Here is a 25,443-nt window from a genome sequence, read left to right as displayed (position 1 = left end):
AGACGGCGGGCGCCCCCGCCCAGGAAACGAACGAGACCACGTGACCCCTCCCCCCGGCACCTCCGGGCCCGCCGGCGCCTCGGGCGCCACCGGCACGGACCTACAGTCCCCGACCGGCGAGCCGCACTCGGCTCCCGAGCCGGACCCCGCCGACGCGTCGACGGATCCGTCCTCGGCACGGCGCCGGCACCCGCGCGTCCCGTTGCCGGACCTGCTCGCCCTGGGGCTGCCGACACTGGTGTTCGCGATCATGGGCTGGCATCAGCGCTGGATCACCGACGACGGCCTGATCTTCACCCGCGCGGTCCGCGAGATCCTGGCCGGCAACGGCCCGGTGTACAGCTCCGGCGAACGAGTCGAGACGTCCACCAGCACGCTGTGGCAGTGGCTGCTCGCGCTGCTCGGGTGGATCACCCCGTTCGACTACGCGCCCACGGCCGTCTACACCGGCCTGATCCTGGCCGTGATCGGGCTGTGGCTGTCCCTGGACGGCACCCGCCGACTCTTCCGCGGCATGGCCGTCACCCGACTGCTGCTGCCCGCCGGCGTGCTCGTGTTCATCGCCGTCCCCTCCGTGTGGGACTTCGCCACCGCCGGCATGGAGACCGGCCTGATCCTGTTCTGGATCGGCCTGTCCTGGTGGTTGCTGATCGGCACCTGGCTGCGCCCGGTCGACACCCACACCACCCGCCGCACCCTCGCGCTCTCCCTGTGGTTCGGCCTGGGCCCGCTGGTCCGCCCCGACCTGGGCCTGACCATGGTGGTCCTGCTCGTCGCCCAGTTCCTGCTGATCCGCGCGCGCTGGCCCAAGGCCCTGGCGATGCTGGCCTGCGCCGGCTTCCTGCCCGCCGCGTACGAGATCTTCCGGATGGGCTACTACGGCCTGATCTTCCCGATGCCCGCGCTCACCAAGGAGGCATCGGGCTCGTTGTGGGGTCGCGGCTGGGACTACCTGACCGACTACATGCGGCCGTACCACCTGTGGATCCCGATGATCCTGATCCTGGTCGCCGCCGCGGTCGCCCTCACCCGGCGCCGCCCGGCCGACCGACGCACCTGGATCGTCATCGCCACCCCCCTGGTCGCCGCCCTTGGCCAGACCGTCTACGTGCTCAAGGTCGGCGGCGACTTCATGCACGGCCGAATGTGGCTGCCGATCCTGCTCCTGGTGCTGCTCCCGCTCCTGCTCGCGCCGCTGGACCGGCTGGTCACCCCGGCGATCGTGCTCGTCGCCGTCTGGGCCGTCGTCTGCGGCACCACACTGCGCTCCGGCGTGATCACCACGCCCGCCCCCGACGGCCACGGCAACCAGGTCTGGAACGAACGCGACACCTACGCCGCCTGGACCCGGACCGACAACCCCACCACCGAGGAAGCGCACATCCGGACGCTGCCGACGATAAAAGAGGCCTTCCGCAACGAAAAGGCCACCGGCGAGCGTTTGTTGTTCGTGGACCCCAACTACATGAAGCTCCCACCGCTGCCGCTGCGCCGTGATCTGCCCTTCGACAAGGGCCTGGTCATCGGCCGCTTGGGCGTGGGCGGCTCGATCACCCCGCCCGGCGGCATCGTGGTCGACGTGTGGGGCCTGTCCAACACGGTCGGCGCGCACATCACCGAGACCCAGCACACCGCGGCGGGCCACAAGAAACTGCTGCCCTTCGCCTGGAACGTCGCGCTGTACGTGGACCCGGCCGGCGACGCACTGGTGCCCGAGGACGCCGCGCCCGCCGCGGAGATCCGGGCCGCCCGGGCCGCGCTGCGCTGCGGCGACCTCAAGGAACTCGTCGACTCGGTCACCGAGCCGATGTCCGCGTCACGCTTCTGGAAGAACCTGACCGGCGCCGCGGGCCGCACCGAACTGCGGATCCCGGCCAACCCGATCGAGGCCGAGAAGAAATTCTGCACCCCCTCCTGAGCCCGCCATCGGCCCGGCAGGCGATCATCAGTGGTTATGGTGTGGTCGGCCCGCCCGCCCCGTCTGGAGTCAACGAACCATGAGCCTCGTGAGTGTGCTTTCCGGGCGCTCGCGCTCCGGGCGGCGGGCCCATCCCTCGACGGACGGCCCGCAGCCCCGCGGCATCACCCGCTGGAACACCGCGATGGTGCTGGTGCCCACGCTGATCCTGCTGGTCCTGGGCTGGCATCGACGCTGGATCAGCGACGACGGCCTGATCTTCACCCGCACGGTCCGCCAGATCCTGGCCGGCCACGGCCCCGTGTTCAACGTCGGCGAACGCGCCGAGGCGTCCACGAGCACACTGTGGCAATGGATCCTGGTGCTGGCCTCGTGGATCACCCAGATGGACGTGGGCCGGCTCGCGGTCCACCTCGGCCTGCTGTGCACCACCGCCGGCTACGCGCTGGCCCTGCACACCACCCGCCGGCTGTACACCGGCAGCACCACAACGATCCGGCTGGTGCCCCTCGGCGTGATCGCCATGCTCGCGCTGCCGCCGGTGTGGGACTTCGCCACCTCCGGCCTGGAAACCGGCCTGACCACCCTGTGGACCGCCGGCTGCTGGTGGCTGCTGGTCCGCCTCCCGCACGACCCACGCGCCCGGGTCACCTACGGCCTGGCCTTCCTGGCCGGCCTGGGCCCGATGGTGCGGCCCGACCTGGCCATCGCGACGCTCGGCTTCCTGATCGCGCTCGCGCTCATCCGCCGTCCGCGCCTACCGCACGCCCTGGCTCTGCTCGGCACCGCATTCACCGTGCCGCTGCTGTACGAGATCTTCCGGATGGGCTACTACGGCGTCCTGCTCCCGCTGCCGGCCGTCACCAAGGAAGCCTCCGCCGCCGACTGGTCCCGAGGCTGGAACTACGTCCGCGACCTGACCGACCCGTACCACCTGTGGATCCCGTTCCTCGTGCTCCTGGCCGTCCTGATCGGCCTGTCCGCACCCCGTCTGCGCGACCCCGCCGGCGCCGGTGCGCGCCTGCGCGCGATCGACCGGGCCGGTCGGGCCCGGATCACCGTGTTCGCGGTGCCCGCCCTGTGCGGCCTGGCCATGCTGCTCTACGTGATCCGCGTCGGCGGCGACTTCATGCACGCCCGAATGTTGCTGCCGGGGCTGTTCATGCTGCTCCTGCCGATCCTGCTGGTCCCCGCGAACCGGCTCGTGATCCCGGCGGCCACGATCCTGATCGGCTGGGCCACGGTCTGCGCGATCAGCTTCCGGGTGCCCTACGAGGGCATCGGCCCGCGCGGCATCGCCGACGAACGCGCCTTCTACATCGGCGCGCTCAAGGTCGCCAACCCGGTCACCGCGTACTCCTACGTGGCCAACTACCCACGCTTCCCCGCCGCCGCGAAAGCCGCCCGCGCCGACCACACGCACGTGATCGTCTACCCCTGGTACGACGGCTTCTACGTCACCGCGCTCGACCCCGACCTGCCCGCCCCGGTCGCCACCGTCTGGAGCAACCTGGGCATGAACGGCGCCAACACCCCGCTCGACGGCGTCTCCGTCGACATCCTGGGCCTGGCCTATCCGCTCGCCGCCCACGTCGAACTCACATCCCGCGGTCGCCCCGGCCACGAGAAGGCGATCGACATCGCCTGGGTCTTCGCCCAGTACGCCTCCCCCGACGCCGTCCTGCCGCCGGGCATCGACCCGGTCCGGGTCAAGGCCGCCCGCTACGCCCTCACCTGCGGCGACGCCAACCGGGGCAAGCTCAAGGAGCTCCAGGACTCGGTCCACGAACCGATGTCCTGGAGCCGCTTCAAGAAGAACTTCACCGGCGCCTTCGAGCGCACCTCGTTCCGCTTCCCGGTCGACCCGGTCACCGCCGCCAAGGAGATCTGCGGCGTCGACGTCCTCGCCAAAGGCGTCCTCCCCGAGGACAACCCCAACCGCTGACCCCCACCCCGGCCCGCTCGCCACGCCCGCGCCCCGGCATCACCCCCGTGAGCGCACCGTCACGTCATCGATCCGCGAATCGCCCGGCAGCGTGAGCGTCGACACCACGACCCCCGCCACCGTCGCGGGATCGCTGTAGCGCTCGGGCTCGAACTCCCCACCCTCCTGCTCCCGCACCCCACGCTGCATCGCCGTGGCCGTGCGCCCCGGATACACGCTGGTCACCCGCAGCGCCGGCTCCTCCTCCCGCAGCCCGTCGGCCAGCGCCTTCAGCGCGTGCTTGCTCGCCGCGTACGCCGCCCAGCCCGGGTTGGTCCGCAGCCCCGCCCCACTGTTGAGCAGGACCACGTCGGCCCGGCCGCGCCGCAACGCCGGCAACAGCACGCGCGTAACCTCCGCGACCGCAACCACGTTGACGGTCAGTGTGCGCGACCACACCACCTCGGCCGTCTCCGCCACCGTGCCCAGTTCCGCGATGCCCGCACTGTGCACCAGGCCCGCGAACGTCTCCTTTGCAAGCGGCGCCAACGCGTCCGCGATCGTCTCGGGACGCTCCAGGTCCGCGACCACGGTCCGCACCCCGGGCCCGGTCAACTCCGCGGCCCGCCGCTCCGACCGCACGATCGCGACCAGGTCGTGGCCGCTCTCCCGCAGCCGGCGGGCAATCTCCGCACCGATACCGCTGCCCGCACCGGTGATCACGTAAGTACTCATCCCGCCACCCTACGAGGTGCGCGAGCACCGAGACCGACGATCTCGTGCGGCCGCGCCCGGCCCGACTGGAGCCCGCTGACGATGACCTTGACCACCACGCTGCCCGGACAGGGCCCCCCGCCCACCGATCCGGCCGACCCACCCCCCGAGTCACCGCGCCCGGCCGCGCGCTGGAACGTCGCGATGGTGCTGCTGCCCGCCGTGTTCGTCGCCGTCCTGGGAGGCCGGCGCAGCTGGCTCTGCGACGACGGCCTGATCTTCATCCGACCGGTCCGGCAGATCCTGGCCGGCCGCGGCCCCGTGTTCAACCCCGGCGAGCGCGCCGAGGCGGCGACCAGCACGCTGTGGCAGTGGCTGCTGGTCGCCGGCACCCGGCTCACCGGCCAGGATCCCGCGCCGCTGGCCGTACGCCTGGGCCTGCTGTGCAGCGTGATCGGCTGGTTCCTGGCCGCCGACGCCTGCCGCAGGCTGCACGTGACCACGTCCGGCAGCGCCTTCCTGCTCCCGTGCGGCGCACTGGTCCTGCTCGCGCTGCCGCCGGTGTGGGACTTCGCCACGTCCGGCCTGGAAACCGGCCTGACCACGCTGTGGACCGCCGGCTGCTGGTGGCTGCTGGTCCGCCTCCCGTACACCCCGCGCGCCCGCACCGCGTACGCCCTGGCCCTGCTCGCCGGCCTGGGCCCGCTGGTCCGCCCCGACCTGGCCGTCGCCGCCCTCGGCTTCCTGATCGCCCTGGCCCTGACGCACCGCCCCCGCGCAGGCCGCGCGCTCGCCCTGCTCGGCACCGCCGGCGCCCTCCCGCTGGCCTACGAGATCTTCCGGATGGGCTACTACGGGGTCCTGCTCCCGCTCCCCGCGATCACCAAGGAGGCCTCCGCCGCCGACTGGGCCCGGGGCTGGGCCTACGCCCGCGACCTGACCGACGCGTACCACCTGTGGCTGCCGCTCCTGGTGGCGGCCGCGGCGGCCGTGGGCGCCGCGGCCGGCCGACTGCGCCCGGCCGGACCCGACCGACCCGCGCCCGCCGCCCGAAGCCGACGCGTCCTGTACGCCACGCCGGTGCTGTCCGGCCTGGTGATGCTGCTCTACGTGGTCCGCGTCGGCGGCGACTTCATGCACGCCCGGATGTTGCTCCCCGGCCTGTTCCTGCTGCTCCTGCCGATCCTGCTGGTCCCGGCGAGCCGGCTCGCGGTGCCCGCCGTGGGCGCGCTGCTGGCCTGGTCACTGCTGACCGCGGTCGTCTTCCGGGTGCCCTACGCCGGCATCGGCCCGCGCGGCATCGCCGACGAACGCGGCTTCTACACGTCGGCCCTGGGCGTGGCCAACCCGGTCACCGCCGACGCGTTCGTCAACGGCTCCCCCGGCTTCCGGACGATGATCCGGGGCCCGCACCCGGCATATCGCCACACCCTGGTCGGCCGATCGACGACCCACTCCTTCGTGGTTCCGCTGCGCCCGGACCTGCACGCGTCGATCGTGGTGATGTGGTCCTCGCTGGGCACGAACGGCGCGGCCACCCCGACGACCGGGATCGCCATCGACGACCTGGGCCTGGCCTACCCGCTCGGCGCACACATCCGACTGACCACCCGCGGCCGACCCGGACACGAGAAGCGCATCGACCCCGCCTGGGTACTCGCCGAGTACGCCGACCCGGCCGCGCCGGCGCCCCCGGGCATCGACCCGATCCGGATCGCCGCCGCCCGCTACACGCTCACCTGCGGCCCGACCGACCGCGGTCGACTCAAGGAACTGCGCGACTCGGTGCACGCCCCGATGTCCTGGCGGCGCTTCACCGCCAACCTGATCGGCGCCCTGGACCGCACGGCCTTCCGCTTCCCCAACGACCCGATCGCCGCCGCCCGACAGATCTGCGGCGTCGACGTCCTGAAACCGGGCGTGCTGCCCACCGCGCCCGCCCCGGCTCCCACCCTGGATCCGGCCCCGGCCCCCGCCCCGGATGCGACCCCGGCCCCGGATCCCCTGCCCTGACACGGCTGCGGCCCGCACCCCCGAAGGTGTGCGGGCCGCAGCCTGACGGCATGCGATCGGGCGTCACGCCCCGCGCAGTACCGCCCCGGTCCGCTCGGCCGCGAGCGCCACCGCCGCGTCGCGCGCGGCCGTCGCCTCCTCGACCGTGAGCGTGCGGTCCGGCGCCCGGAAACGCAGCGCGTAGGCCAACGACTTGTGGCCCTCCGCGACCTGCGCGCCCGTGTACACGTCGAACAGTCGCACCGACTCCAACAGTGCGCCCGCGCCCTCGATCAGCGCCGCCTCCACCGTCGCGGCCGGCACCGAGGCGTCCACGACCAACGCGACGTCCTGCGTGGCCACCGGGTACGAGGAGATGTGCCCGGTCTGCGGCAGGTGCTCCCCCTCCAGGTCGGCGGTCAGCAGATCCAGGTCCAGTTCCATCGCGGACACCCGCTCGGGCAGGTGCAGCGTCTTGAGCACCCGGGGGTGCAGCTCGCCCGCGTGCCCCACGACCCGCTCGGTCCCGTCCGGCGCGGTCACCACGAGCGCCGCACAGCGCCCGGGATGCCACGGCTCGTACTGGTCCTGGCGCACCGTCAGTTCGACACCGACGGCGTCCGCGACCACCCGCGCGGCCTCGATCGCGTCCGCCCAGTTCTGCGGCCGACCCTTGCCCCACCAGCCGGAGTGCTCGCGCTCCCCGGCCAGCACCACCGCGACCCGCTGCGGCTGATCGGGCAACGCCGCCGCCAGCGAAGCCAGTTCCTCGTCGGTCGGCCGCCGATCCACGGCAAGCTGCGGCGCGCGCGGAGTCGAGGCGTTCGGCAGGAAGACCACTCCCGACTCGAACAGCGCCAGGTCGCCGTTGCCGCGCCCGAGGTTGCGGCGCAGCGTCCCGAGCAGGCCCGGGAGCAGCGTGGTGCGCAGCGCCGGCTCCTCCTCGGAGATCGGGTTCACCAGCACCACCGTGCGCCGCCGCGCGTCGTCCTCGGCCAGCCCGAGATCGTCGAACGCGCCCTGCCCCACGAACGGGTAGTCGAGCACCTCGGTGTAGCCCGCGCCCGCGAGCCCGCGCCCGATCCGACGCCTGCGCCGCTGGTCGACGGTCAACCCGCGGCCGGCCGGCACCTGCGGCAGCGTGGAGGGAACCTGCTCGTAGCCCTCCAACCGGATGACCTCTTCGGCCAGGTCGTTCGGGTCGGTCAGGTCGGGCCGCCAGGTCGGCGGCACCACGGTCAGCTCGTCGATGCCCTCGACCGAGCAGCCCACCTCCTGCAACCGCTGGGCGACCGTCTCGCGGGGGTAGGGAACACCCGCGACCTTCGCCGCGTGGTCCGCCGCGAGCACGATCCGCACCACCTCGCGCGGCGCGTCCACCTCGGTCACGCCCGCCTCGGCCTGGGCCCGCTCGCCGCCGAGCGCGGCCAGCAGGTCCACCGCGCGCTGCGCCGCGGCCCGGGCCGCCTCCGGGTCCACGCCGCGCTCGAACCGGCGCGACGCCTCCGAACCCAGCTTGTGCCGGCGCGCGGTGCGCGCGATGGCCACCGGGTCGAAGTGCGCGGCCTCGATCACGATGTCGGCGGTGTCCTCGCCGATCTCGGTACTCGCCCCGCCCATCACGCCCGCGAGGCCGATCGGCCCACGGTTGTCGCAGATCAGCAGGTCCTCGGGGTCGAGCTTGCGCTCGGCGTCGTCGAGCGTGGTCAGCGTCTCGCCCTCGTGCGCGCGGCGCACCACGATCGCGCCCTGCAACCGGGACCGGTCGTAGGCGTGCAGCGGCTGGCCCAGTTCGAGCATCACGTAGTTGGTGACGTCCACGACGAGCGAGATCGGCCGCATGCCGCCCATCTGCACCCGGCGCTGCAACCACAGCGGGGACGGCGCCTCGGGGTCGATGCCGACCACGGTGCGCGCGACGAACCGGTCGCAACCGGCCGCGTCCTCGACCAGGACCGGGTAGCCGTACGAGTTCGCGCCCGGCACGTCCAGCAGCGCCGGGTCGCGCAGCGGCTGCCCGTAGGCGATCGCCGCCTCGCGGGCGACGCCGCGCATCGACAGGCAGTAGCCCCGGTCCGGGGTCACCGCGATGTCGAGCACCTCGTCGATCAGGCCGAGCAGTTCGATCGCGTCCGCGCCGACCTGGGCCTCGATCGGCAGCACGATGATGCCGTCGTGGTCGTCGCCCATGCCCAGTTCACGGGCCGAGCAGATCATCCCCCGCGAGACGTGGCCGTAGGTCTTGCGCTCGGCGATCTCGAACGGGCCGGGCAGCACCCCGCCCGGCAGGATCACCACGACCTTGTCGTCGACCTCGAAGTTGCGCGCGCCGCAGACGATTTCCTGCGGCTCACCGGTACCGTTGGCGTCGCCGACGTCGACCTTGCAGAACCGGATCGGCTTCTTGAAGCCCTCCAGCTCCTCGATCTCCAGCACCCGGCCGACCACGAGCGGACCCTTGAGGTCCGCGCCGAGCTGCTCGACCGTCTCGACCTCCAGGCCCAGCGCCACGAGCTTGTCGGCGACGTCGCGCCCGGACTCGCCGGCGGGGAGGTCGACGTACTCCCGCAGCCAAGAAAGCGGGACCCGCATCAGATCTCCATCCCGAACGGAAGGGTGAACCGGACGTCACCCTCGACCATGTCTCGCATGTCCTCGACGTTGTGCCGGAACATCAGCGCACGCTCCAGGCCCACGCCGAACGCGAAGCCGCTGTACACCTCGGGGTCGATGCCGCACGCGATCAGCACGCGCGGGTTGACCATGCCGCAGCCGCCCCACTCGATCCAGCCCTCGGACCGGCAGGTCCGACACGGCCGCTCCGGGTCGCCCACCGAAGCACCGCGACACACGAAGCACTTGAGGTCGAGCTCGGCGGAGGGCTCGGTGAACGGGAAGTACGACGGGCGCAGTCGGGTGACGATGCCCTCGCCGAACATCGCCTGCACGAAGTGGTCGAGCGTGCCCTTGAGGTCGCCCATCGTCAGGCCCTTGTCCACGGCCAGGCCCTCGATCTGACCGAAGACCGGGGTGTGCGTGGCGTCCAGCTCGTCGGTGCGGTAGACCCGGCCCGGGCAGACCACGTAGATCGGCGGGGTCCGGGTCAGCATCGTGCGGATCTGCACCGGCGAGGTGTGCGTGCGCAGCACCACACCCGAATCCGCCGAGCCGTCCTCGGCGCGCACGAAGAACGTGTCCTGCATGGTCCGCGCGGGGTGGTCCGGCAGGATGTTGAGCGCGTCGAAGTTGTACCACTCCGCCTCGACCTGCGGGCCCTCGGCGACCTCGTAGCCCATCGCGACGAAGAGGTCCTCGATCCGCTCGGACAGCGTGGTCAGCGGATGCCGCGCGCCGCGCGGGGCGCGGTCCCACGGCAGCGTGACGTCGACCGCCTCCTCGACCAGCACGCGCGCGTCACGCTCGGCCTCCAGCTCGACCTGGCGCTGCTCCAGGGCCTTCTTCACCGCGCCGCGCGCCTGCCCGACCCGCTTGCCGGCCTCGGCCTTGGCCTGCGGCGGGAGCGCGCCGATCTCGCGGTTGGCGAGCGCGAGCGGCGATCGGTCGCCGGTGTGCGCGACCTTCGCCTCCTGCAGCTCGGCGAGATCGCTCGCGGCGGCGACCGCCGCGAGCGCCGCGTCGCGGGCCCGCTCGACTTCCTCTGGTTTCAACGCCTCGACCTCGACCGGGTCGTACGACTTGTTCGGTGCCGACATCTGTGTCCAGTGCTCCTGTGGGGGATCCGCCGGTGGTGGAGGCGGCAACGACGTCCTGCGACGTCCGCGCTCCGAGTTTACTGACGCCGCATGGGCGTGCGTGTTTCGGCCGGACCGCGACGACGTGTGGTGGAGCGTCCCGGCTCGCCGCTTCGACGGCGTGCTACATCAGGACGTCCGGCATCGCGGCCGGCAGGGTGAATCGAAATCGGGCCCCGCCGCACTCGGCGCGATCCACGCCGATGCTGCCCGCGTGTGCCTGCACCAGGCCCTTGACGATGTACAGCCCCAGGCCGGTGCCGCCGCGGCGGTTGCCGCGCCAGAAACGGGTGAAGACGCGGTCGAGGAGTTCGTCCGGGATGCCCGGGCCCTCGTCGCTCACCGTGATCTCCGTCCCCTGCGCACCGGGCGCGGACCCGATGGAGACCGCGCGCATCTCGATGGTGACGGTTCCGGCGCCGTGGCGCACCGCGTTTTCCAGCAGATTGCCGAGGATCTGGTCGAGCTTGTCGGCGTCCAGCCACATGCTGGGCAGCGGACCGTCCACCACGACCACGAACCGCTCGTCGGGCAGCCCGTTGCACTCCATCGCGCGCAGGTGCCGGTGGACCGCCTCCTCCATGTCGACGACCTGCCGGTTCAGTTGCAGCCGGCCCGCGTCGATCCGGGAGATGTCCAGGAGTTCGGTGATCAGCCGGGTGACCCGGTCCGCGTCCGCGTCCACCGTCTCCAGCATCAGCCGCTTCTGCTCGTCGGTGAACCGCTCCCACTTGGCCAGCAGCGTCGCGGTGAAGCCCTTGACCGAGGTCAGCGGCGAACGCAGTTCGTGCGCGACGGTGGCGATCAGATCGGAGTGGCCGCGCTCGATCCGCCTGCGCGCGTCGGTGCAGCGCAGCGACACCACGAGCCTGGCCAGCGGGCTGTGCGGTCCGTCGGTGCGTACGAAGGACGCGGTGACCAGGATCTCCCGGCCGGCCAGGAGCAGATTGCGCTCCGGCTGCCGGGTCCGGGTGCCCAGGCCGCCGTACGGGTCGGTGCACACCCACCAGCGTCTGCCCTCGAGGTCCTCCAGCGGCAGCGCGTCCGCGATGTGTTTGCCGAGCGCGTCCTCGGGACGCGTCCCGGTGATCCGGGCGGCGGCGGTGTTGAACGTGACCACCGTGCCGTTCTCGTCCGCGATCACCAGGCCGTCGGGCAGCATGTCGGCGTCCATCGGCCCCCTTCCCGTTTCGGGCCCGAGGGAGTTCCGGGCCGGACACACTATCCCAACGCACGACGTGCCGTCCGGATGCGGCGGACGCAACGGACTCGTTCCCCGGCCACCGGTGGTCAAGCCGGGTGCGCCGGGGTCATCGTGCGCTTCGCGCGCCGCAGCGACAGCCCCCGTGCCCGCGTTGCGCGCGGGCGGACGCGTACAGACACACGGCTGCGGCGGTCGCCAGGTTCAAACTCTCGGCCCGCCCGTGGATCGGCACCCGCACCACGGCGTCGGCCAGCGCCCGGGTCTCCTCGGGCAGCCCCCACGCCTCGTTGCCGAATATCCACGCGGTGGGCCCGCTGAGCCCGCCCGCGTCCAACTCCCCGTCCAGGTCCGCGTCTCCGGCGCCGTCCGCGGCCAGGATGCGCAACCCGGCGGCGCGCAGCGCGGCGACGGTGTCCTCGATCCGGGCGCCGGTGACCACCGGCAGGTGGAAGAGACTGCCCACCGAGGCACGCACGGCCTTGGGGTTGTACGGGTCCACCGAAGCGTCGGTGAGCACGACCGCCTCGGCGCCGGCCGCGTCCGCGGCGCGCAGCACGGTGCCGGCGTTGCCGGGGTCGCGCACGTTCGCGAGCACCGCGACCAGCTCCGGCCGCGCGGCCATCGCGCTCTCCAGCGGCACGTCCACGAACCGGCACAGCGCGACCACGCCCTGCGGCGTCACGGTCTGGCTGATCGCCGCGACCACCTCGTCGGTGGCGGTGAACACCGGGACGCGGGCCTCGTGCGCGCCCGCGACCAGATCGGGGTAGCGCTCGGCCACCTCGGGGGTGATGTACAGCTCGCGCAACGTCCCCGGCAGCGCCACCGCCTCGCGGACCGCCTGCGGCCCCTCGGCCAGGAACAGGCGTTCACGGGCCCGGAAAGCGCGTTTGGCGAGCCGCCGGGCCGCCGCCACTCGTGGTGATCGGGTGGACGTCAGCTCGGGGCTCGCCATCGCGTTACCGTTCTTTGCTCTCGGCCTGTAACGACGTAAGAAGTACCGCGACATCGACGACGTGAGTCGACGATCAGGCCGCGGCGTCTTCCTTCTTCGCGTTGACATCGGCCGGGAGGGCCTTCTGCGCCACCTCGACGAGGGCGGCGAACGCCGGGGCGTCGTTGACCGCGAGCTCGGCGAGCATCTTGCGGTCGATCTCCACACCGGCGGCCTTGAGGCCCTGCACGAAGCGGTTGTAGGTCATTCCGTTCAGGCGGGCAGCGGCGTTGATGCGCTGGATCCACAGCTGACGGAAGTCCCCCTTCCGCTTCTTGCGGTCGTTGTAGTTGTAGACCATGGAGTGGGTGACCTGCTCCTTGGCCTTCCTGTACAGACGGGACCGCTGGCCGCGGTAGCCGGACGCCCGCTCGAGGATGACGCGACGCTTCTTGTGGGCGTTGACTGACCGCTTGACGCGTGCCACTTGATGAACTCCTTGATGTCAGACCGCGGTGTATCGACCGCGGCCCGGGTAAGTCTGGGACCGTCGCCGGTCGCCGACCGGTGGGTTCTCGTCAGCCGGTGCGACGACTGCTGCCTACTACTTCTTGAGCAGCTTCTTGATCTTCTTGGCGTCGGCCGGGGCCACCTCGACGACACCGGCGAGCCGCCGGGTCAGGGTCGAGGGCTTGTGTTCGAGAAGGTGACGGCGACCCGCACGCTGACGCAGCACCTTGCCGGAGCCGGTGATACGAAAGCGCTTGCTGGCACCGCTGTGGGTCTTGTTCTTCGGCATGTCGCCGCAGTCTCCTCGTCGTGCCGCACCCGCCCGGTGGGGACCGGGCAGGCACAGGTGTGTGTGCATATCGGGCGCGGGGCGACCCGTTCCGGGTCAGACCTGCTCGTCGGCCTTCGGCTCCGCGTCGCTCGCGACGGGGGCCTCGGCGGCCGGAGCGGCTTCGGCCGGTGCGGCCTCGGCTTCGGCAGCCTCGGGAGCGTCCGCGGTTTCCGTCTCGTCGGGGTGATCGTCCCCGGCCTCGACGGCAACACGGCGAGCGTCCTTGCGAGCCGCCTGGGCCTCGCGGGCCTCGGCCATGGCCTCGGTCTTCTTCTTGTGCGGGCCGAGAACCATGATCATGTTGCGGCCGTCCTGCTTCGGGTTCGACTCGATGAACCCGAGGTCCTGGACGTCCGTCGCGAGGCGCTGCAGCAGTCGGTAGCCCAACTCGGGCCGGGACTGCTCGCGACCACGGAACATGATCGTGATCTTGACCTTGTCGCCCTGCTTCAGGAACCGCTCGACGTGACCCTTCTTGGTGTCATAGTCGTGCGGGTCGATCTTCGGCCGGAGCTTCATCTCCTTGATGACCGTGTGCGCCTGGTTCTTGCGCGCTTCACGGGCCTTCATGGCCGACTCGTACTTGAACTTGCCGTAGTCCATGAGCTTGCAGACCGGCGGCCGGGCGTTGGCCGCGACCTCGACGAGGTCGAGGTCGTACTCCTGGGCAAGTTCCATGGCCTTGGCCAGCGGGACGATTCCGACCTGCTCGCCGCCAGGACCAACGAGTCGCACCTCGGGGACGCGAATCCGGTCGTTGATGCGGGGCTCGGCGCTGATGGGGCCTCCTCATACCTGAAGCGACCGCGGGCGAAGCGGCCACATTTGTCTCGGTGTAACTTCCCCCCGAGCCAGACCCTCGCAAAGCCATCCAGGCAACGCGAAAAAGCCTCGCACGGTTGCATGCGAGGCTCCACCACCGGCAACGAAGCCGCCCAGGGGCGGCGAACGTGAAACGAACGCACACGAAGTGCGTCACGCCGGACCGGTACCCGTCGTCCGTGAGGTCGATCGGGTGGGAGACGGAGCCTCCGCTTGCAGGCCGGGCATGCAGATGCCCGGTCGGTCGATACACCACTCTACCACTGGCTCGAACATGCCGAAGGGCCCCGTTGTTCCCCGATTCCGGGGCATACCCGAGACTGGGCACATGAGCGAGAGCGCCCCACCCCTGTCACCCGACCCCTCCGACGACGTCGCCGACCGCCCCGATGGGGTCGAGACGATGACCCGGGACATCGCAGACGTGCCGGCCGTCGAGGTCATCACCACCTTGTCCGTGCACCTGATGAGCGCGGCGGCGGTCAAACTCGGCCTGGCCGAGGACGGCGAGGCGCACAAGGACCTGGACGAGGCCCGCAAGCTGATCACCGCCCTCGCGGGCCTGGTCACCGCGGCCGCCCCCGAGGTCGGCTCCTACCACGCGGGCCCGCTCCGGGACGGCCTGAAGACCCTGCAACTCGCCTTCCGCGAGGCCTCCACACACCCCGACCAGGCAGGCAAGGGCCCCGGCGAAAAACTCACCGGCCCGGTCCACGCCTGATCCGCACCCGCGGCTCCGGGGGCATCGGATCGCGTCCCCCGGCGCCCCGGCTCGGCGCGCCGGAGAAACCCCCGGATGGCGGTTCCATCCGACAGTTCCTCCGGCGCCGCCCGACTCGAAACCGTAGGCCCGATCCGAGGTCATGCAGCCGGTTCGAAGCCATCCGCCCCGGCCCGGAGCCGTACGCCCGATCCACAGCAATCCAGGCCATCCAGCCCATCCGGCGTTCGACGACGAGCAGGCCGCAGGCCGGCTCGGCCCGACCCGGCCCGTCCGACACATGTGGGCTCCGGGCCTGGTCCGTCACCACCCGCGCGCTCCGCGCACGAGCGCCCGAGTGCTCAGCGCACGTACAGCGGTTCCACGTCGAGTGCGCTGCCGGGAGGCAACATCTCCAGGTCCAGGCCGCGGTCCAACCGCGCCCGCACCACGTCGTCCTCGGCCAGTCGTCCCACGATCCGCCGCGCGGCCTCGGTGACCTCGGTCGGTGAGGCCGCCGCGACCAGGCTCAGGGTCAGCTCGTGTCCGCCGCCCTCGGTCAGGTAGACCGCCGAGACGGCCCCCTCCGGCACCACCGCCGCCCGCACCGCGCCCAGGACGTCCGGATCCCGATGCGGCGCCACGTGTGCGCGCCCCTCGGCCACCGCCCGCAGCCGACTCCCGCTGAGCTCGTACGGATGCGGCCCGGCCAGGTCCAGCAGCAGCGTGTCCGCCTCCTCCGCGTACGCGGCGTGCGCGGCGCGCGCGGCCTCGACCGGGATCGGCCGCGCGTCCGACCGCCAGCGGGCCAGCGCCGCCACCGAGGTGAACGCGGGCAGCGCCCGGCGCCCGTCCGGCCCCTGGATCGTGGGCACCGCCATGTCGCTGGACTTCTCCCGGCGCAGCTCCCCCGGCGCCACGTCCTCCTCCTCGGTCAGGATCGCCACGACCGGTACCAGCAGCCGCGCCTCGCGCAACGCCAGCGAGACCGCCTCGTCGTCCACCTCCCGAGCCGCCAGGGCCTCGGCCAGCGCCGGATCCGCGCTGCCGTCGTCGTCGGGAAAACCGGTGTCGGGAATGCTCTTGCCGCTGAAATCCACCCGTCGACTCTAGTCCCGCCCCCGACGAACCTCATCCCGCGAGGCGCCCACCCCGCCCCCGGCCACACCCCTCGAACGCCCGGCCCCGATACCGCTCCGACCTCCCGCCCCGCCGCTGCCGCACCGCCACGGTAAGGACGCGGGTCGACGACCACTTGCCGACCCGCGACCCCTACCGAGGTCCGGCTCGCCCGAACCGGATCGAGCCACGACGGCTTCCTCGAGGCGTCGCGTCCCGAACGGGCCGAGCGCCGGGCCGAGCCGGCCCGTCCTGGCCCGTGCTCGGACGGGTGGGCTGTGACCGGTCCGGTTCCCGAACCGGGTTCAGCGTAGGAACCGGCGGGATTTGCCGTCCGGGACTCCCAGCAACCTCACCCGTTCGAGTGACACCCGGATCACTCACGGGAGGCCGAGACGCCGATAGCGGGCCATCCGCGCGGCCAGCCGCTCGTCCGCGTCCAGGGCCCGCAATGTGCTCAGCTCGTGGTCGAGCACGGCCGCCACCCGGCGCACGAACGCCTCGGGCTCCTCGGCGGCGTCCGGGTACTCGGGCACCACCCGGTTCACGATCCGGTCCCGATACAGGTCGGCGGAGCGGATCCCCTGCCGCCCGGCGATCTCGGCGGCCCGCTCGGTACTGCGGTACAGGATCGCCGCCGCGCCCTCCGGAGGCAGCGGCGACAACCAGCCGTGCCGCGCGCAGATCACCCGGTCGGCGGGGAGCAGCGCGAGCGCACCGCCGCCGGAGCCCTGGCCGAGCAGCAGGCACACGGTCGGCGCGCGCAACAGCACCAACTCGGCCAGGCAGCGGGCGATCTCGCCGGCCAGACCGCCCTCCTCGGCCTCGCGCGAGAGCGCGGCGCCGGCGGTGTCCACCACCGTCACCAACGGAAGCCCCAATTCGGCGGCCAGCCGCATGCCCCGCCGGGCCTGACGCAACCCGGCCGGGCCGAACGGACCGTGCTCGCTCTGCCGGGTACGGTCCTGGCCCAGCACCACGCACGGCGCACCGGGTCCCGGACCGGCCCCGAACCGGGCCAGCACCAGGCGCAGCGCCGGCTCGCTCTCCCCCTCGCCGGTCCCACGCAGCGGGGTGACCGAGCGCGCGCCGTGCCGCAACAGCGTGCGCAGTCCCGGACGGCGCGGATCGCGCGACCGCTCCACCGACGTCCACGCCGGCACGTCGGTCGGCGGCCCGACACGGTCCTCGGGCACCGGCCCCGGCTGCGTACCGGGCGACGAGCCGACCGCCGGCTCGCCCGGCGGCAACGGCGCGGTATCGAACGCCACGCCACCGGACGGCGACTCCGAGAGCGCGGTCCCGGACGGCGCGACACCGGACAGCGGGCCCGACGGCGCGGCACCGGACCGCGCAGCATCGGGCGGCCCTCCACCGGACGCCGCGGCACCGGGCAACGGGCCCGACGGCGCACCCCCGGCCGCCGCGGTACCGACCGGCCGGCCCCACGCCGCCGCACCGGCCGAAAGCCCCGACGCCGCCGTGCCCGAGTCGAGCACGTCGAAGACCCGGATCGCGACCTGACGCAGTTCCTCCGGCGGCACCACCGCGTCGATCAGACCGTGTTCGTACAGGTTCTCCGCGACCTGGACGCCGGTCGGGAACGGCTGCTCGTGCAGCGCCTCGTACACGCGCGGGCCGAGGAAGCCGATCAGCGCACCGGGCTGGGCCGCGGTGACGTGCCCGAGCGAGCCCCACGAGGCGAACACGCCGCCCGTGGTGGGGTGGCGCAGGTAGACGAGGTAGGGCAGGCCCGCGGCGCGGTGTGCGGCCACCGCGGCGGAGATCTTGACCATCTGCAGGAACGCGACCGTGCCCTCCTGCATGCGGGTACCGCCGGAGGTGGGCGAGGCGACCAGCGGCAGGCCCTCGGCAGTGGCCCGCTCCACCGCGAGGGTGAGCCGTTCGGCGCCCGCCACACCGATCGAGCCGGCCAGGAAGTCGAACTCGCACGCGGCCACCGCCACCCGGCGGCCGTGGATCCGGCCCTCCCCGGTGACCAGCGCCTCGTCCAGGCCGGTCCGGGCGCGGGCCGCCGCCAACTCCGCCGCGTACGCCGGATCCGGTGCCGCGAGCGTGGGCAGCGGGTCGTTCCAGGCCCGGAAACTGCCCGGATCCAGGACACGTTCGATCAGATCGAGGGCCCGCACTCGCTCGGGGTGACTCATACGATCAAGCTAATGCCACACCCGGCAACGTTCACCCCGCCGCCGATGAGTCCTACCGGTCGGTACGCCGATCTGGCAGGCTGCGGGAATGGCTCCTCTCACCGCCGCGCCGCCCGCGCCCGCTCCCGCCGCGCCGCCCACCCTCGGCGCCGATCGTTCCCGCTACGACCGGGCCACCGCGCACCTGGACGCGCCGTTCGCGATCGTGGACCTGGCCGCCTACCGGGCCAACGCCGCGGATCTGGTGCGCCGCGCGGGCGGCACGCCGGTGCGCGTGGCGAGCAAGTCGGTGCGCTGCCTGCCGCTGCTGCACGAGGTGTTGGCGCTGGACGGCTTCCGCGGCGTGATGGCGTTCACCCTGCCCGAGGGACTGTGGCTGGCGAGCGAGGGAATCACCGACATCCTGGTGGCCTATCCCTCGACGGACCGCGCCGGCTATCGCCGGCTGGCGGCGGACGCCGAGGCCGCCGCGCGGGTGACGATCATGATCGACGACCCGGCCCAACTGGACCTGATCGAGCGCGCGATCGCGGACGTGCGGCCCCGCGCCGAGCTGCGGGTGTGCGTGGACATCGACACCTCCTGGCAACCGCTCGGCGGCCGGGTGCACATCGGCGCACACCGCTCGCCGCTGCACACACCGGAACAGGTGGTCGCGGTCGCCGAGGCGGTCACCCGCCGGCCGGGCTTTCGCCTCGTGGGGCTGATGGCCTACGAGGCGCACATCGCGGGCGTCGGCGACGCACCCGAGGGCCGCGCGCTCTACGGCCGGATCCTGCGCGCGATGCAGGCCGGGGCCGGTGCCGAACTGAGCCGGCGCCGGGCCGAGATCGTCCGTGCGGTGCGCGCGATCGCTCCGCTGGAGTTCGTCAACGGCGGCGGCACCGGCAGCGTCGAGCGCACCGCAGCGGAGTCCTCGATCACCGAGGTCGCGGCCGGGTCCGGGCTCTTCCAACCGCGCCTGTTCGACCACTACACCTGCTTCCGGGGCCGCCCCGCCGCGCTGTTCGCACTGCCCGTGGTGCGCCGCGCCGGACACGGCTGCGTGACCGTGCTCGGCGGCGGCTACCCGGCGTCGGGAGTGCCCGCGGCCGACCGGCTGCCCCAGCCGTACCTGCCGCAGGGCCTGTCGTACCAGCCGCAGGAGGCGGCGGGAGAGGTGCAGACGCCGCTGCGCGGCGCACCGGCGGACGACCTGCGGATCGGCGACTCGGTGTGGTTCCGACACGCCAAGGCGGGCGAACTGTGCGAGCGCTTCGACGCGTTGCATCTGGTCGAGGGCGATCGGGTGGTGCGTACGGTGCCCACCTACCGGGGCGAGGGCCACACGTTCCTGTGAGCACGAAGCGGCTTCCGGTGGGCACCCGCCCTCTCCGGTGACCACCGGGCGGTTCCCGGTGAGCGACCACCGCCTCGGTGGACACGGGGCAATCCCGCGCCGGCCTCTCGCGGTGACCACAGGGCCCCCTCCGGTGACCGCGGGGGCACGTGGCGTGCGGCGGCGACGGGGACCGACCGGCCGTTACCCGGACAAGACCCACCCGTTCGGCCCACCGCGCAAAAAACGACCCGTCGAGGGACTGTCCGGCACCACCGCGGATGGCCCACAATGCCCTTGCCGGCGCCGTATCGGCGCGGCGGTACGTCCGGCCGCTGAAAGGTCGCAGCCATGATCGCGCGCTTGGGCACGCTCGGGCAGGAACACCCCGTCACCGGGGTGACGATCTGGCGCGGCTGTGCGGTCGTCCACCTGGCCGGCGAACTGGACCTGCACAACGCCCCGTTGCTGCATCGCACGCTGATCGAGCTGATCGACGGCGGATGTCGCCGGGTGGTCGTGGACGCCACCGGCCTGAACTTCTGCGACTCGGTCGGCCTGGGTGTGCTGATAGACGCGTTCAAGTCGATGCACGCCTTCTCCGGCGAACTGCGCCTGGCCGCGCCCGATCGCAACGTCCGCGCGACGCTGCGGATGACCGGCCTGATCGATGTGCTGGGCGTGCGGGACACCCTGCAGGAAGTGCTCGACGAGTTCGCCGACTGACTATGGTCCCGCGCGCGGGCCGGCGTCGGTCCGGTGCGGCATGATCGGGCGGGTGACTGAACGTCTGATGCTCCTCGACACCGCGTCCCTGTACTTCCGCGCCTACTTCGGCGTCCCGGAATCGGTCAAGGCTCCCGACGGCACACCGGTCAACGCCGTGCGCGGCCTGGTCGACTTCATCACACGCCTGGTCGAGGACCGCCGGCCCACCCGACTGGTGGCGTGCATGGACGCGGACTGGCGACCGCAGTTCCGGGTCGACGCGATTCCCTCCTACAAGGCGCACCGGGTCGCCGAGGAGGCCGGGCCGGACGAGGAGGAGATCCCGGACACGCTCGCCCCCCAGGTACCGGTGATCGAACAGGTGTTGGACGCGCTGGGCATCCCGCGCGTGGGCGTGCCGGGCTTCGAGGCGGACGACGTGATCGGCACGCTGGCCGAACGGGCGGGCATCGCGGTGGACATCGTCACCGGCGACCGGGACCTGTTCCAACTCGTCGACGACGCACGCGCGATCCGGGTGCTCTACACCGTCAAGGGGGTGGCCGCGCACGAGGTGATCGACGAGGCCGCCGTGCTCGCCCGCTACGGCGTACCCGCCTCGGCCTACGCGGACTTCGCCACGCTGCGCGGCGACGCCAGCGACGGACTGCCCGGGGTCAAGGGCATCGGGGACAAGACCGCCGCGCAGTTGATCGGCGAGTACGGCGACCTGGCGGGCGTGCGCGCGGCCGCGGCCGACCCGGCGGCCAGGCTGACCCCGGCACGACGGGCCCGGATCCTGGAGGCGGGCGACTACCTGGACGTGGCCCCGGGCGTGGTGCGGGTGGTGCGGGATGTGCCGCTGCCGCCGCCGGCCGCGTGGGATCGGCCGCTGCCCACCGAGCCGGCCGACCCGGTCGCGCTCGACGCGCTGCGCCGGCAGTGGGGCCTGAGCGGTCCGGTACACCGCTTGCTCGAGGTGCTCACCCCCGGTCGCTGATGCCCGAAATCTCCACCTGAGGACGGCGGCCGGCCACTCGAAAGGGTCGCTCCCGAACGCGCCGGGCGCACGGGCGCCGATGTGACCCAGGTCACATCGGAAAGTTCCGGGGAAATCTGTCACGTTCACCGTGAAGCCATGTCTCCCCAGGCATGCGTACCGAGTGTGACACCACGATCACAGACCGACCCGACCGCGATCGGCTCCGCGGCGAGTGGCAACGGGTGACCCTGCGGGCCGGGTGGCCGGCCCGGGTCGCCTGGCACAGCGACGCCGTCGAGCAATGCCTGGACGCCTTCGTCCGCGGCGACCACCTGCACTCCGCGTGCCTGGCCCTGGCCCGCGACCGGGCCGCCGCCGAGATCCCGCTGGAGGTGGCGCTGGCCGAACTGGACGCACTGTTCCTGTGCGCCCTCGCCCACAGCACCCCCGGCCCGCTCGTGCAGGCCTACCTGGGCACCCGCGCCCGGGCCAACCCGCCCGGCACCCTGCCGCCCGGCACCGACCCGATCACCGAACTCCCCTCCGCCGCACTCCTCCAGCAACGACTGGCCCGGCGCGCCGCCGCCGGCGAGCACGTACGGATCGTGGTGGTGCGCCTGGAGGTGCCCGAGTCGCTGCTGTGGGGCCACCTGCGCCACCTGCTGCTGACCGCCCGACACCTGGAACGCGCACTCGGCGACCAGGCCCACGCGGTACCGCCCGGGCGACTGATGGCCCTGCTCGACGGCGACGACCCGGAGCTGCCGGACCGCCTGGACCGGCTGTGCCGGGCACCGGTCGACCCGCTGGACGGCCCCGGCGGAGTGCCCGGCGGCGCCCCGCGCATCCCGCGTTCGAGCGTGCGTTTGACCATCGCGCCGGGCACGACGGGCCGGTAGCACCCGATGAACAGGCTCTACGTACGCACGTTCGTCACCCGAATGACGCAGCGTCACACCCGCTGCGAACCACCCACCGGCACGGGCGCGGGCCTTCTGCCCCCGCGCCCGTGCCACACCACCCGCGCCGGAGCGCACTCCGGGTGCCTTGCCGGGCCCCACCGCTTCTGGACAGACCGTGTCCGGATGGTCACGATGCTGTCCGGACGATCGGGTACGGCACGGGAACAAGGGGGCAAACGGTGGCACGCGAGGACGACGCGGCGACCCCCGACCCCAGCGGCGACGGGAACGGCGCCGCCGCCGAGACGACCGGCTCGGGCGCACGTCCCCCGTTCGTCCCCGGCCAGCGCGGCGTGCATCACCCTCGGGTGTACGACGGCGAGTTCCGGCCCGAGCCGACCGCAGCCGAACCGGCCCAGCCCGGGCCGGCCGACGCCGCAGCGCCCCACCCCTTCGCGACCGGCCGGGGCGGCCCGCACCCCGACGCGGCACCGGACGCCGACACCGGCCGGGCGCCCGCACCCGAGGGCCCCCCGGACGGCGAACTGGCCGACCTGGTGCGCGCCGGCGACGGCGACGCCTACGGCCTGCTCTATCAGCGCCACGTCGGCTCGGTCCGCCGCTTCGCGCGCACCTGCACCCGCACCCCCGAGGCCGCCGACGACCTGTGCGCCGAGGCGTTCGCCCGCACGCTCCAGGCGTTGCGCTCGGGCCAGGGGCCGAAGGAGGCGTTCCGGGCCTACCTGCTCACCACCGTGCGCCGCGTCGCCGGCGACTGGACCGGGAGCAACCGCCGCGAATGGCTCACCGAGGACTTCACCGTCTTCGAGTCCGCCTGGGAGAACCAGGACCGGATGGTGAAGGCCGACGACGCCCGGCTCGCGCTCCAGGCGTTCCAGGACCTGCCCGAGCGGTCCCGGATGGTGCTGTGGCACGTGGACATCGAGGGCGAGCAGGCCGTCCAGGTCGCCCCGCTGGTCGGCGAGAACCCGGACAACGTGCGCAAGATCCTCGAGCGGGCCCGCCAGGAACTGCGTGACAACTACTTCGTGGCGTTCGCCACCGGCGGCGTCAGGGACGAGAACTGCAAGAAGTTCACCCGGCACTACGGCCGGCACATCCGCAACCGGATGGACTCCGAGAAGCGCCGGGAAAGCATCGACGCGCACCTGAGGAAGTGCAGCCGGTGCAACGAGACCTACGCGGAGATGGTCGACGTCCGCGACCGGTACGGGCCGATCGCGCTGGCACTGATCGGCATCACCGCGCCGATCTTCCTCAGCGGCACCGCCGTGGCCGCGGGCACCGCCGCGGCGGCCACGGCCGTGGCCGGCGGCATGGGCCTGGCCGTGGGCGCCTCCGGCGCGGGCGGCGTCGCGAGCGGCGTGGCCGCGGGCGCCGCCGCGGCCGGGAGCGCGGCAGCCGGCGCGGGCGTGGGCACGGCCGCGGTCAAGGGCGCGAGCCAGGCCGGCCGGACCGCCGGCCGCTCGTCGCTGATCGCGGGCGGCGTGGTGGTGGCCGTGGCGGTGGCCGCCTTCGCCCTCGTGGACACCGACAAGCCCAAGCCGAAGCACCCCGCTCCGCCGGCGGCGGCCTCCGCGCCCGCCCCCCTGCCCGCGCCGTCCACCGCCCAGACGCCTCCCCCGCAACCCTCGCCGCCCAAGCCGGAGGTCGAGCCGGCCGCCGAGCCGGCCGCCGAGCCGGCCGCGACCCCGCCGCCGCCCCGACCCACGCCCACCAAGTACCCGCCGACCCGGCCCGCCCCGACCAGGACCAAGCCGACCCGGTCGAGTCCGACCCTGGTGGCCGACAACAAGGAGTTCCGCGCCGACGACGGCAAGGTCGGCTTCAAATGCGACAACGGCGCCGGCAAATGGTGCGAGAACCCGACCATCACCGTGCCCAGCGCACTGGCCGCACCCCTGATGCGGCCCGGCTCCACCGCCCAGTGCACCGAAGTCCAGGGCAAGAACGGCTCGCACTACACCCTGTGCCGGCGCTGACCCGCCCCGGCCGGCCTAGGCCGCGCCCGCGGTGCCCGCCCACGGGGCCGCCGCCTCCAGTTGTCCGGCGAGGCGGAACAGCGTGCTCTCGTCGCCGTAGCGGCCGGCGAACTGCACACCCAGCGGCAGCCCGTCCGAGGTGTGCCCCAGCGGCACCGACATGGCCGGCTGCCCGGTCACGTTGAACAGGCTCGTGAACGCGGCCATCCCGCGCATCCCGCTCAGCGCGGCCCGCGGATCGCGGTTGGGGTCCAACTCGCCCAGCAGCGGCGGCACCACCGCCATCGTCGGCGTCAGCAGCACGTCGAAGCGCCCGGTCAGCCGGGTCACCGCCCGCCCGATCGCATGCATCTTGTCGACCGCGGCCAGGTAGCGGGCCAGCGACAACCCGCGGCCCTTGTCCACGATCAGCCGGGTGGCCCCGTCCAGATCGTCCGCCTGAAGCTCGCGCCCCAACTCGGCCAGGCGCAGATCCACCATGCGCGCCATGTGCGCGGCGCTGATCGGCGCGATCACCTCGCCCGGCCGGGTCAGCGTGTCCGGCCAGGTCACCGGCTCCACGTCGTGCCCCAGTGCGACACACAGCGCGGCGGCCTCCTCGGCGACCCGCACACACTCGGGGTCCACCAGCACGTCCGCGTCCACCGGCGTCAGGATCAGCCCGATCCGCAGCCGCCCGGGATCCGCGCCCACCTCGGCGGCGTACGGGCCCACCGGCGGCGGCGCGTGATACGGGTCGCCCGGCTCCGGGGTGCCGGTGACGTCGAGCAGCGTCGCGCTGTCGCGCACCGTGCGGGTGACCGCGTGCGCGACCGCCAGACCGCCCCACGACTCGCCGTGCTCCGGGCCGGGAGTGACCCGGCCGCGACTCGGCTTGAGCCCGAACACCCCACAACACGCGGCCGGGATCCGGATCGAACCGCCGCCGTCGGTGGCGTGCGCGACCGGCACCATGCCCGCCGCGACCGCCGCCGCCGACCCGCCGCTGGAGCCGCCCGCGCTGCGGTCGAGATGCCACGGGTTGTGCGCGGGCCCGAACAGGCCGGACTCGGTGCTCGTACCGAGCCCGAACTCGGGGGTGTTGGTCTTGCCCACGATCAGCACACCGGCCGCCCGCAACCGGGTCACCAGCGTGCTGTCGCGCGCGGCGACCGAACCCGCGAACAACCGCGACCCGTTGCTCGTGGTCATCCCGGCCACGTCGCATTCGAGGTCCTTGATCAGATACGGCACGCCCGCGAGCACGCCCGGCAGCAACCCGGCGACCGCGGCCCGGGCCTGCTCCTCGCACAACGCGACCACCGCGCCCAGGGCCGGTTCGCGCTCCTTGATCGCCTCGAAGGTGACGTCGAGCACCTCGTCCGCGGTCACCTCGCCGCGGGCGATCAGGCCCGCGAGCCCGGTGGCGTCATAGGACTGATACTCGTCGATCCGCACGGCAC

At 73.0% G+C, this 25,443-nt stretch carries 20 protein-coding genes; 9 read left to right on the top strand and 11 right to left on the bottom strand.

Going from position 1 to position 25,443, the window contains the following annotated elements; genetic code table 11:
* Positions 1–40: 40 nt before the first annotated feature.
* Both ACIBM5_RS01335 and ACIBM5_RS01330 read left to right on the top strand, forming a co-directional pair.
* The gene (locus tag ACIBM5_RS01335) at positions 41–1,918 is read left to right on the top strand and encodes a hypothetical protein (protein WP_396004800.1); all 1,878 of its coding nucleotides are present in this window, start codon (positions 41–43) and stop codon (positions 1,916–1,918) included.
* Positions 1,919–2,006: 88 nt separating this feature from the next.
* Positions 2,007–3,863, top strand: a complete 1,857-nt coding sequence (locus ACIBM5_RS01330; protein WP_396004799.1) for a hypothetical protein — start codon at positions 2,007–2,009, stop codon at positions 3,861–3,863.
* A 39-nt stretch (positions 3,864–3,902) separates the two neighbouring features.
* Here ACIBM5_RS01330 and ACIBM5_RS01325 read toward each other — a convergent pair whose 3' ends face one another.
* Complete coding sequence (locus tag ACIBM5_RS01325) at positions 3,903–4,577, bottom strand: SDR family oxidoreductase (protein ID WP_396004798.1); 675 nt, start codon at positions 4,575–4,577, stop codon at positions 3,903–3,905.
* Between the two features lie 81 nt (positions 4,578–4,658).
* Between ACIBM5_RS01325 and ACIBM5_RS01320 the strand changes: the two genes are divergently transcribed.
* The gene (locus tag ACIBM5_RS01320; RefSeq protein ID WP_396004797.1) at positions 4,659–6,569 is read left to right on the top strand and encodes a hypothetical protein; all 1,911 of its coding nucleotides are present in this window, start codon (positions 4,659–4,661) and stop codon (positions 6,567–6,569) included.
* 63 nt (positions 6,570–6,632) lie between these two features.
* Here the strand turns inward: ACIBM5_RS01320 and pheT are convergent, their stop codons facing one another.
* The 7 genes from pheT to infC all read right to left on the bottom strand — a co-directional run bounded on the left by pheT (position 6,633) and on the right by infC (position 14,059).
* The gene (gene pheT / locus ACIBM5_RS01315; protein WP_396004796.1) at positions 6,633–9,140 is read right to left on the bottom strand and encodes a phenylalanine--tRNA ligase subunit beta; all 2,508 of its coding nucleotides are present in this window, start codon (positions 9,138–9,140) and stop codon (positions 6,633–6,635) included.
* A complete protein-coding gene (gene pheS, locus ACIBM5_RS01310) occupies positions 9,140–10,261 on the bottom strand; it encodes a phenylalanine--tRNA ligase subunit alpha (protein ID WP_391581996.1) in 1,122 nt (373 codons plus the stop codon). Before pheS ends, pheT begins: the two co-directional genes overlap by 1 nt.
* A 163-nt stretch (positions 10,262–10,424) precedes the next feature.
* Positions 10,425–11,474 (bottom strand): ATP-binding protein, encoded by a 1,050-nt coding sequence (locus tag ACIBM5_RS01305; protein WP_391581995.1) that lies wholly within the window; start codon positions 11,472–11,474, stop codon positions 10,425–10,427.
* A 136-nt stretch (positions 11,475–11,610) separates the two neighbouring features.
* Positions 11,611–12,459, bottom strand: coding sequence for a TrmH family RNA methyltransferase (locus ACIBM5_RS01300; RefSeq protein ID WP_391581994.1), 849 nt, complete (start codon positions 12,457–12,459; stop codon positions 11,611–11,613).
* A gap of 73 nt (positions 12,460–12,532) precedes the next feature.
* Complete coding sequence (gene rplT / locus ACIBM5_RS01295) at positions 12,533–12,925, bottom strand: 50S ribosomal protein L20 (protein ID WP_020552013.1); 393 nt, start codon at positions 12,923–12,925, stop codon at positions 12,533–12,535.
* Positions 12,926–13,042: 117 nt separating this feature from the next.
* Positions 13,043–13,237, bottom strand: a complete 195-nt coding sequence (rpmI, locus tag ACIBM5_RS01290; RefSeq protein ID WP_078978620.1) for a 50S ribosomal protein L35 — start codon at positions 13,235–13,237, stop codon at positions 13,043–13,045.
* 96 nt (positions 13,238–13,333) lie between these two features.
* Entirely contained in the window at positions 13,334–14,059 is a 726-nt protein-coding gene (infC, locus tag ACIBM5_RS01285; RefSeq protein ID WP_391582441.1) for a translation initiation factor IF-3, read from the bottom strand.
* Between the two features lie 370 nt (positions 14,060–14,429).
* On the opposite strand from infC, the gene ACIBM5_RS01280 reads away from it, so the two are divergent.
* Complete coding sequence (locus ACIBM5_RS01280; protein WP_391581993.1) at positions 14,430–14,822, top strand: DUF1844 domain-containing protein; 393 nt, start codon at positions 14,430–14,432, stop codon at positions 14,820–14,822.
* 341 nt (positions 14,823–15,163) lie between these two features.
* Here the strand turns inward: ACIBM5_RS01280 and ACIBM5_RS01275 are convergent, their stop codons facing one another.
* Positions 15,164–15,901, bottom strand: a complete 738-nt coding sequence (locus ACIBM5_RS01275; protein ID WP_391581992.1) for an SseB family protein — start codon at positions 15,899–15,901, stop codon at positions 15,164–15,166.
* A gap of 399 nt (positions 15,902–16,300) precedes the next feature.
* A complete protein-coding gene (locus ACIBM5_RS01270; RefSeq protein WP_396004795.1) occupies positions 16,301–18,088 on the bottom strand; it encodes a carboxyl transferase domain-containing protein in 1,788 nt (595 codons plus the stop codon).
* A gap of 88 nt (positions 18,089–18,176) precedes the next feature.
* Between ACIBM5_RS01270 and ACIBM5_RS01265 the strand changes: the two genes are divergently transcribed.
* The 5 genes from ACIBM5_RS01265 (at position 18,177) to ACIBM5_RS01245 (ending at position 24,001) form a co-directional block, all read left to right on the top strand.
* Positions 18,177–19,427, top strand: coding sequence for an amino acid deaminase/aldolase (locus ACIBM5_RS01265; RefSeq protein WP_396004794.1), 1,251 nt, complete (start codon positions 18,177–18,179; stop codon positions 19,425–19,427).
* 330 nt (positions 19,428–19,757) lie between these two features.
* Positions 19,758–20,132, top strand: coding sequence for an STAS domain-containing protein (locus ACIBM5_RS01260; RefSeq protein ID WP_020552020.1), 375 nt, complete (start codon positions 19,758–19,760; stop codon positions 20,130–20,132).
* A gap of 40 nt (positions 20,133–20,172) precedes the next feature.
* Positions 20,173–21,114 carry a 5'-3' exonuclease H3TH domain-containing protein gene (locus ACIBM5_RS01255; RefSeq protein ID WP_396004792.1) on the top strand — a complete coding sequence of 314 codons (942 nt, stop codon included), beginning with the start codon at positions 20,173–20,175 and terminating at the stop codon, positions 21,112–21,114.
* A gap of 152 nt (positions 21,115–21,266) precedes the next feature.
* Positions 21,267–21,995 carry a hypothetical protein gene (locus ACIBM5_RS01250; protein WP_396004791.1) on the top strand — a complete coding sequence of 243 codons (729 nt, stop codon included), beginning with the start codon at positions 21,267–21,269 and terminating at the stop codon, positions 21,993–21,995.
* Positions 21,996–22,237: 242 nt separating this feature from the next.
* Entirely contained in the window at positions 22,238–24,001 is a 1,764-nt protein-coding gene (locus tag ACIBM5_RS01245; RefSeq protein WP_396004790.1) for a sigma-70 family RNA polymerase sigma factor, read from the top strand.
* Between the two features lie 15 nt (positions 24,002–24,016).
* On the opposite strand, the gene ACIBM5_RS01240 is transcribed toward ACIBM5_RS01245, so the two are convergent.
* Positions 24,017–25,438 carry an amidase gene (locus tag ACIBM5_RS01240; RefSeq protein ID WP_396004789.1) on the bottom strand — a complete coding sequence of 474 codons (1,422 nt, stop codon included), beginning with the start codon at positions 25,436–25,438 and terminating at the stop codon, positions 24,017–24,019.
* Positions 25,439–25,443: the final 5 nt, after the last annotated feature.

Origin of the sequence: Embleya sp. NPDC050493 (assembly GCF_044458105.1) — a bacterium.
Lineage (GTDB): Bacteria > Actinomycetota > Actinomycetes > Streptomycetales > Streptomycetaceae > Embleya.
The sequence above is the reverse complement of the archived record's forward strand: the minus strand, read 5'-3'. Positions and strand labels throughout refer to the sequence as shown.

Bases quoted from the DNA above. Each gene is read 5' to 3' on its own strand.
- ACIBM5_RS01325 (WP_396004798.1), bottom strand. From the start codon at position 4,577: ATGAGTACTTACGTGATCACCGGTGCGGGCAGCGGTATCGGTGCGGAG.
- ACIBM5_RS01320 (WP_396004797.1), top strand. From the start codon at position 4,659: ATGACCTTGACCACCACGCTGCCCGGACAGGGCCCCCCGCCCACCGAT.
- pheT (WP_396004796.1), bottom strand. From the start codon at position 9,140: ATGCGGGTCCCGCTTTCTTGGCTGCGGGAGTACGTCGACCTCCCCGCC.
- pheS (WP_391581996.1), bottom strand. From the start codon at position 10,261: ATGTCGGCACCGAACAAGTCGTACGACCCGGTCGAGGTCGAGGCGTTG.
- ACIBM5_RS01305 (WP_391581995.1), bottom strand. From the start codon at position 11,474: ATGGACGCCGACATGCTGCCCGACGGCCTGGTGATCGCGGACGAGAAC.
- ACIBM5_RS01300 (WP_391581994.1), bottom strand. From the start codon at position 12,459: ATGGCGAGCCCCGAGCTGACGTCCACCCGATCACCACGAGTGGCGGCG.
- rpmI (WP_078978620.1), bottom strand. From the start codon at position 13,237: ATGCCGAAGAACAAGACCCACAGCGGTGCCAGCAAGCGCTTTCGTATC.
- ACIBM5_RS01280 (WP_391581993.1), top strand. From the start codon at position 14,430: ATGAGCGAGAGCGCCCCACCCCTGTCACCCGACCCCTCCGACGACGTC.
- ACIBM5_RS01270 (WP_396004795.1), bottom strand. From the start codon at position 18,088: ATGAGTCACCCCGAGCGAGTGCGGGCCCTCGATCTGATCGAACGTGTC.
- ACIBM5_RS01265 (WP_396004794.1), top strand. From the start codon at position 18,177: ATGGCTCCTCTCACCGCCGCGCCGCCCGCGCCCGCTCCCGCCGCGCCG.
- ACIBM5_RS01260 (WP_020552020.1), top strand. From the start codon at position 19,758: ATGATCGCGCGCTTGGGCACGCTCGGGCAGGAACACCCCGTCACCGGG.
- ACIBM5_RS01255 (WP_396004792.1), top strand. From the start codon at position 20,173: ATGATCGGGCGGGTGACTGAACGTCTGATGCTCCTCGACACCGCGTCC.
- ACIBM5_RS01250 (WP_396004791.1), top strand. From the start codon at position 21,267: ATGCGTACCGAGTGTGACACCACGATCACAGACCGACCCGACCGCGAT.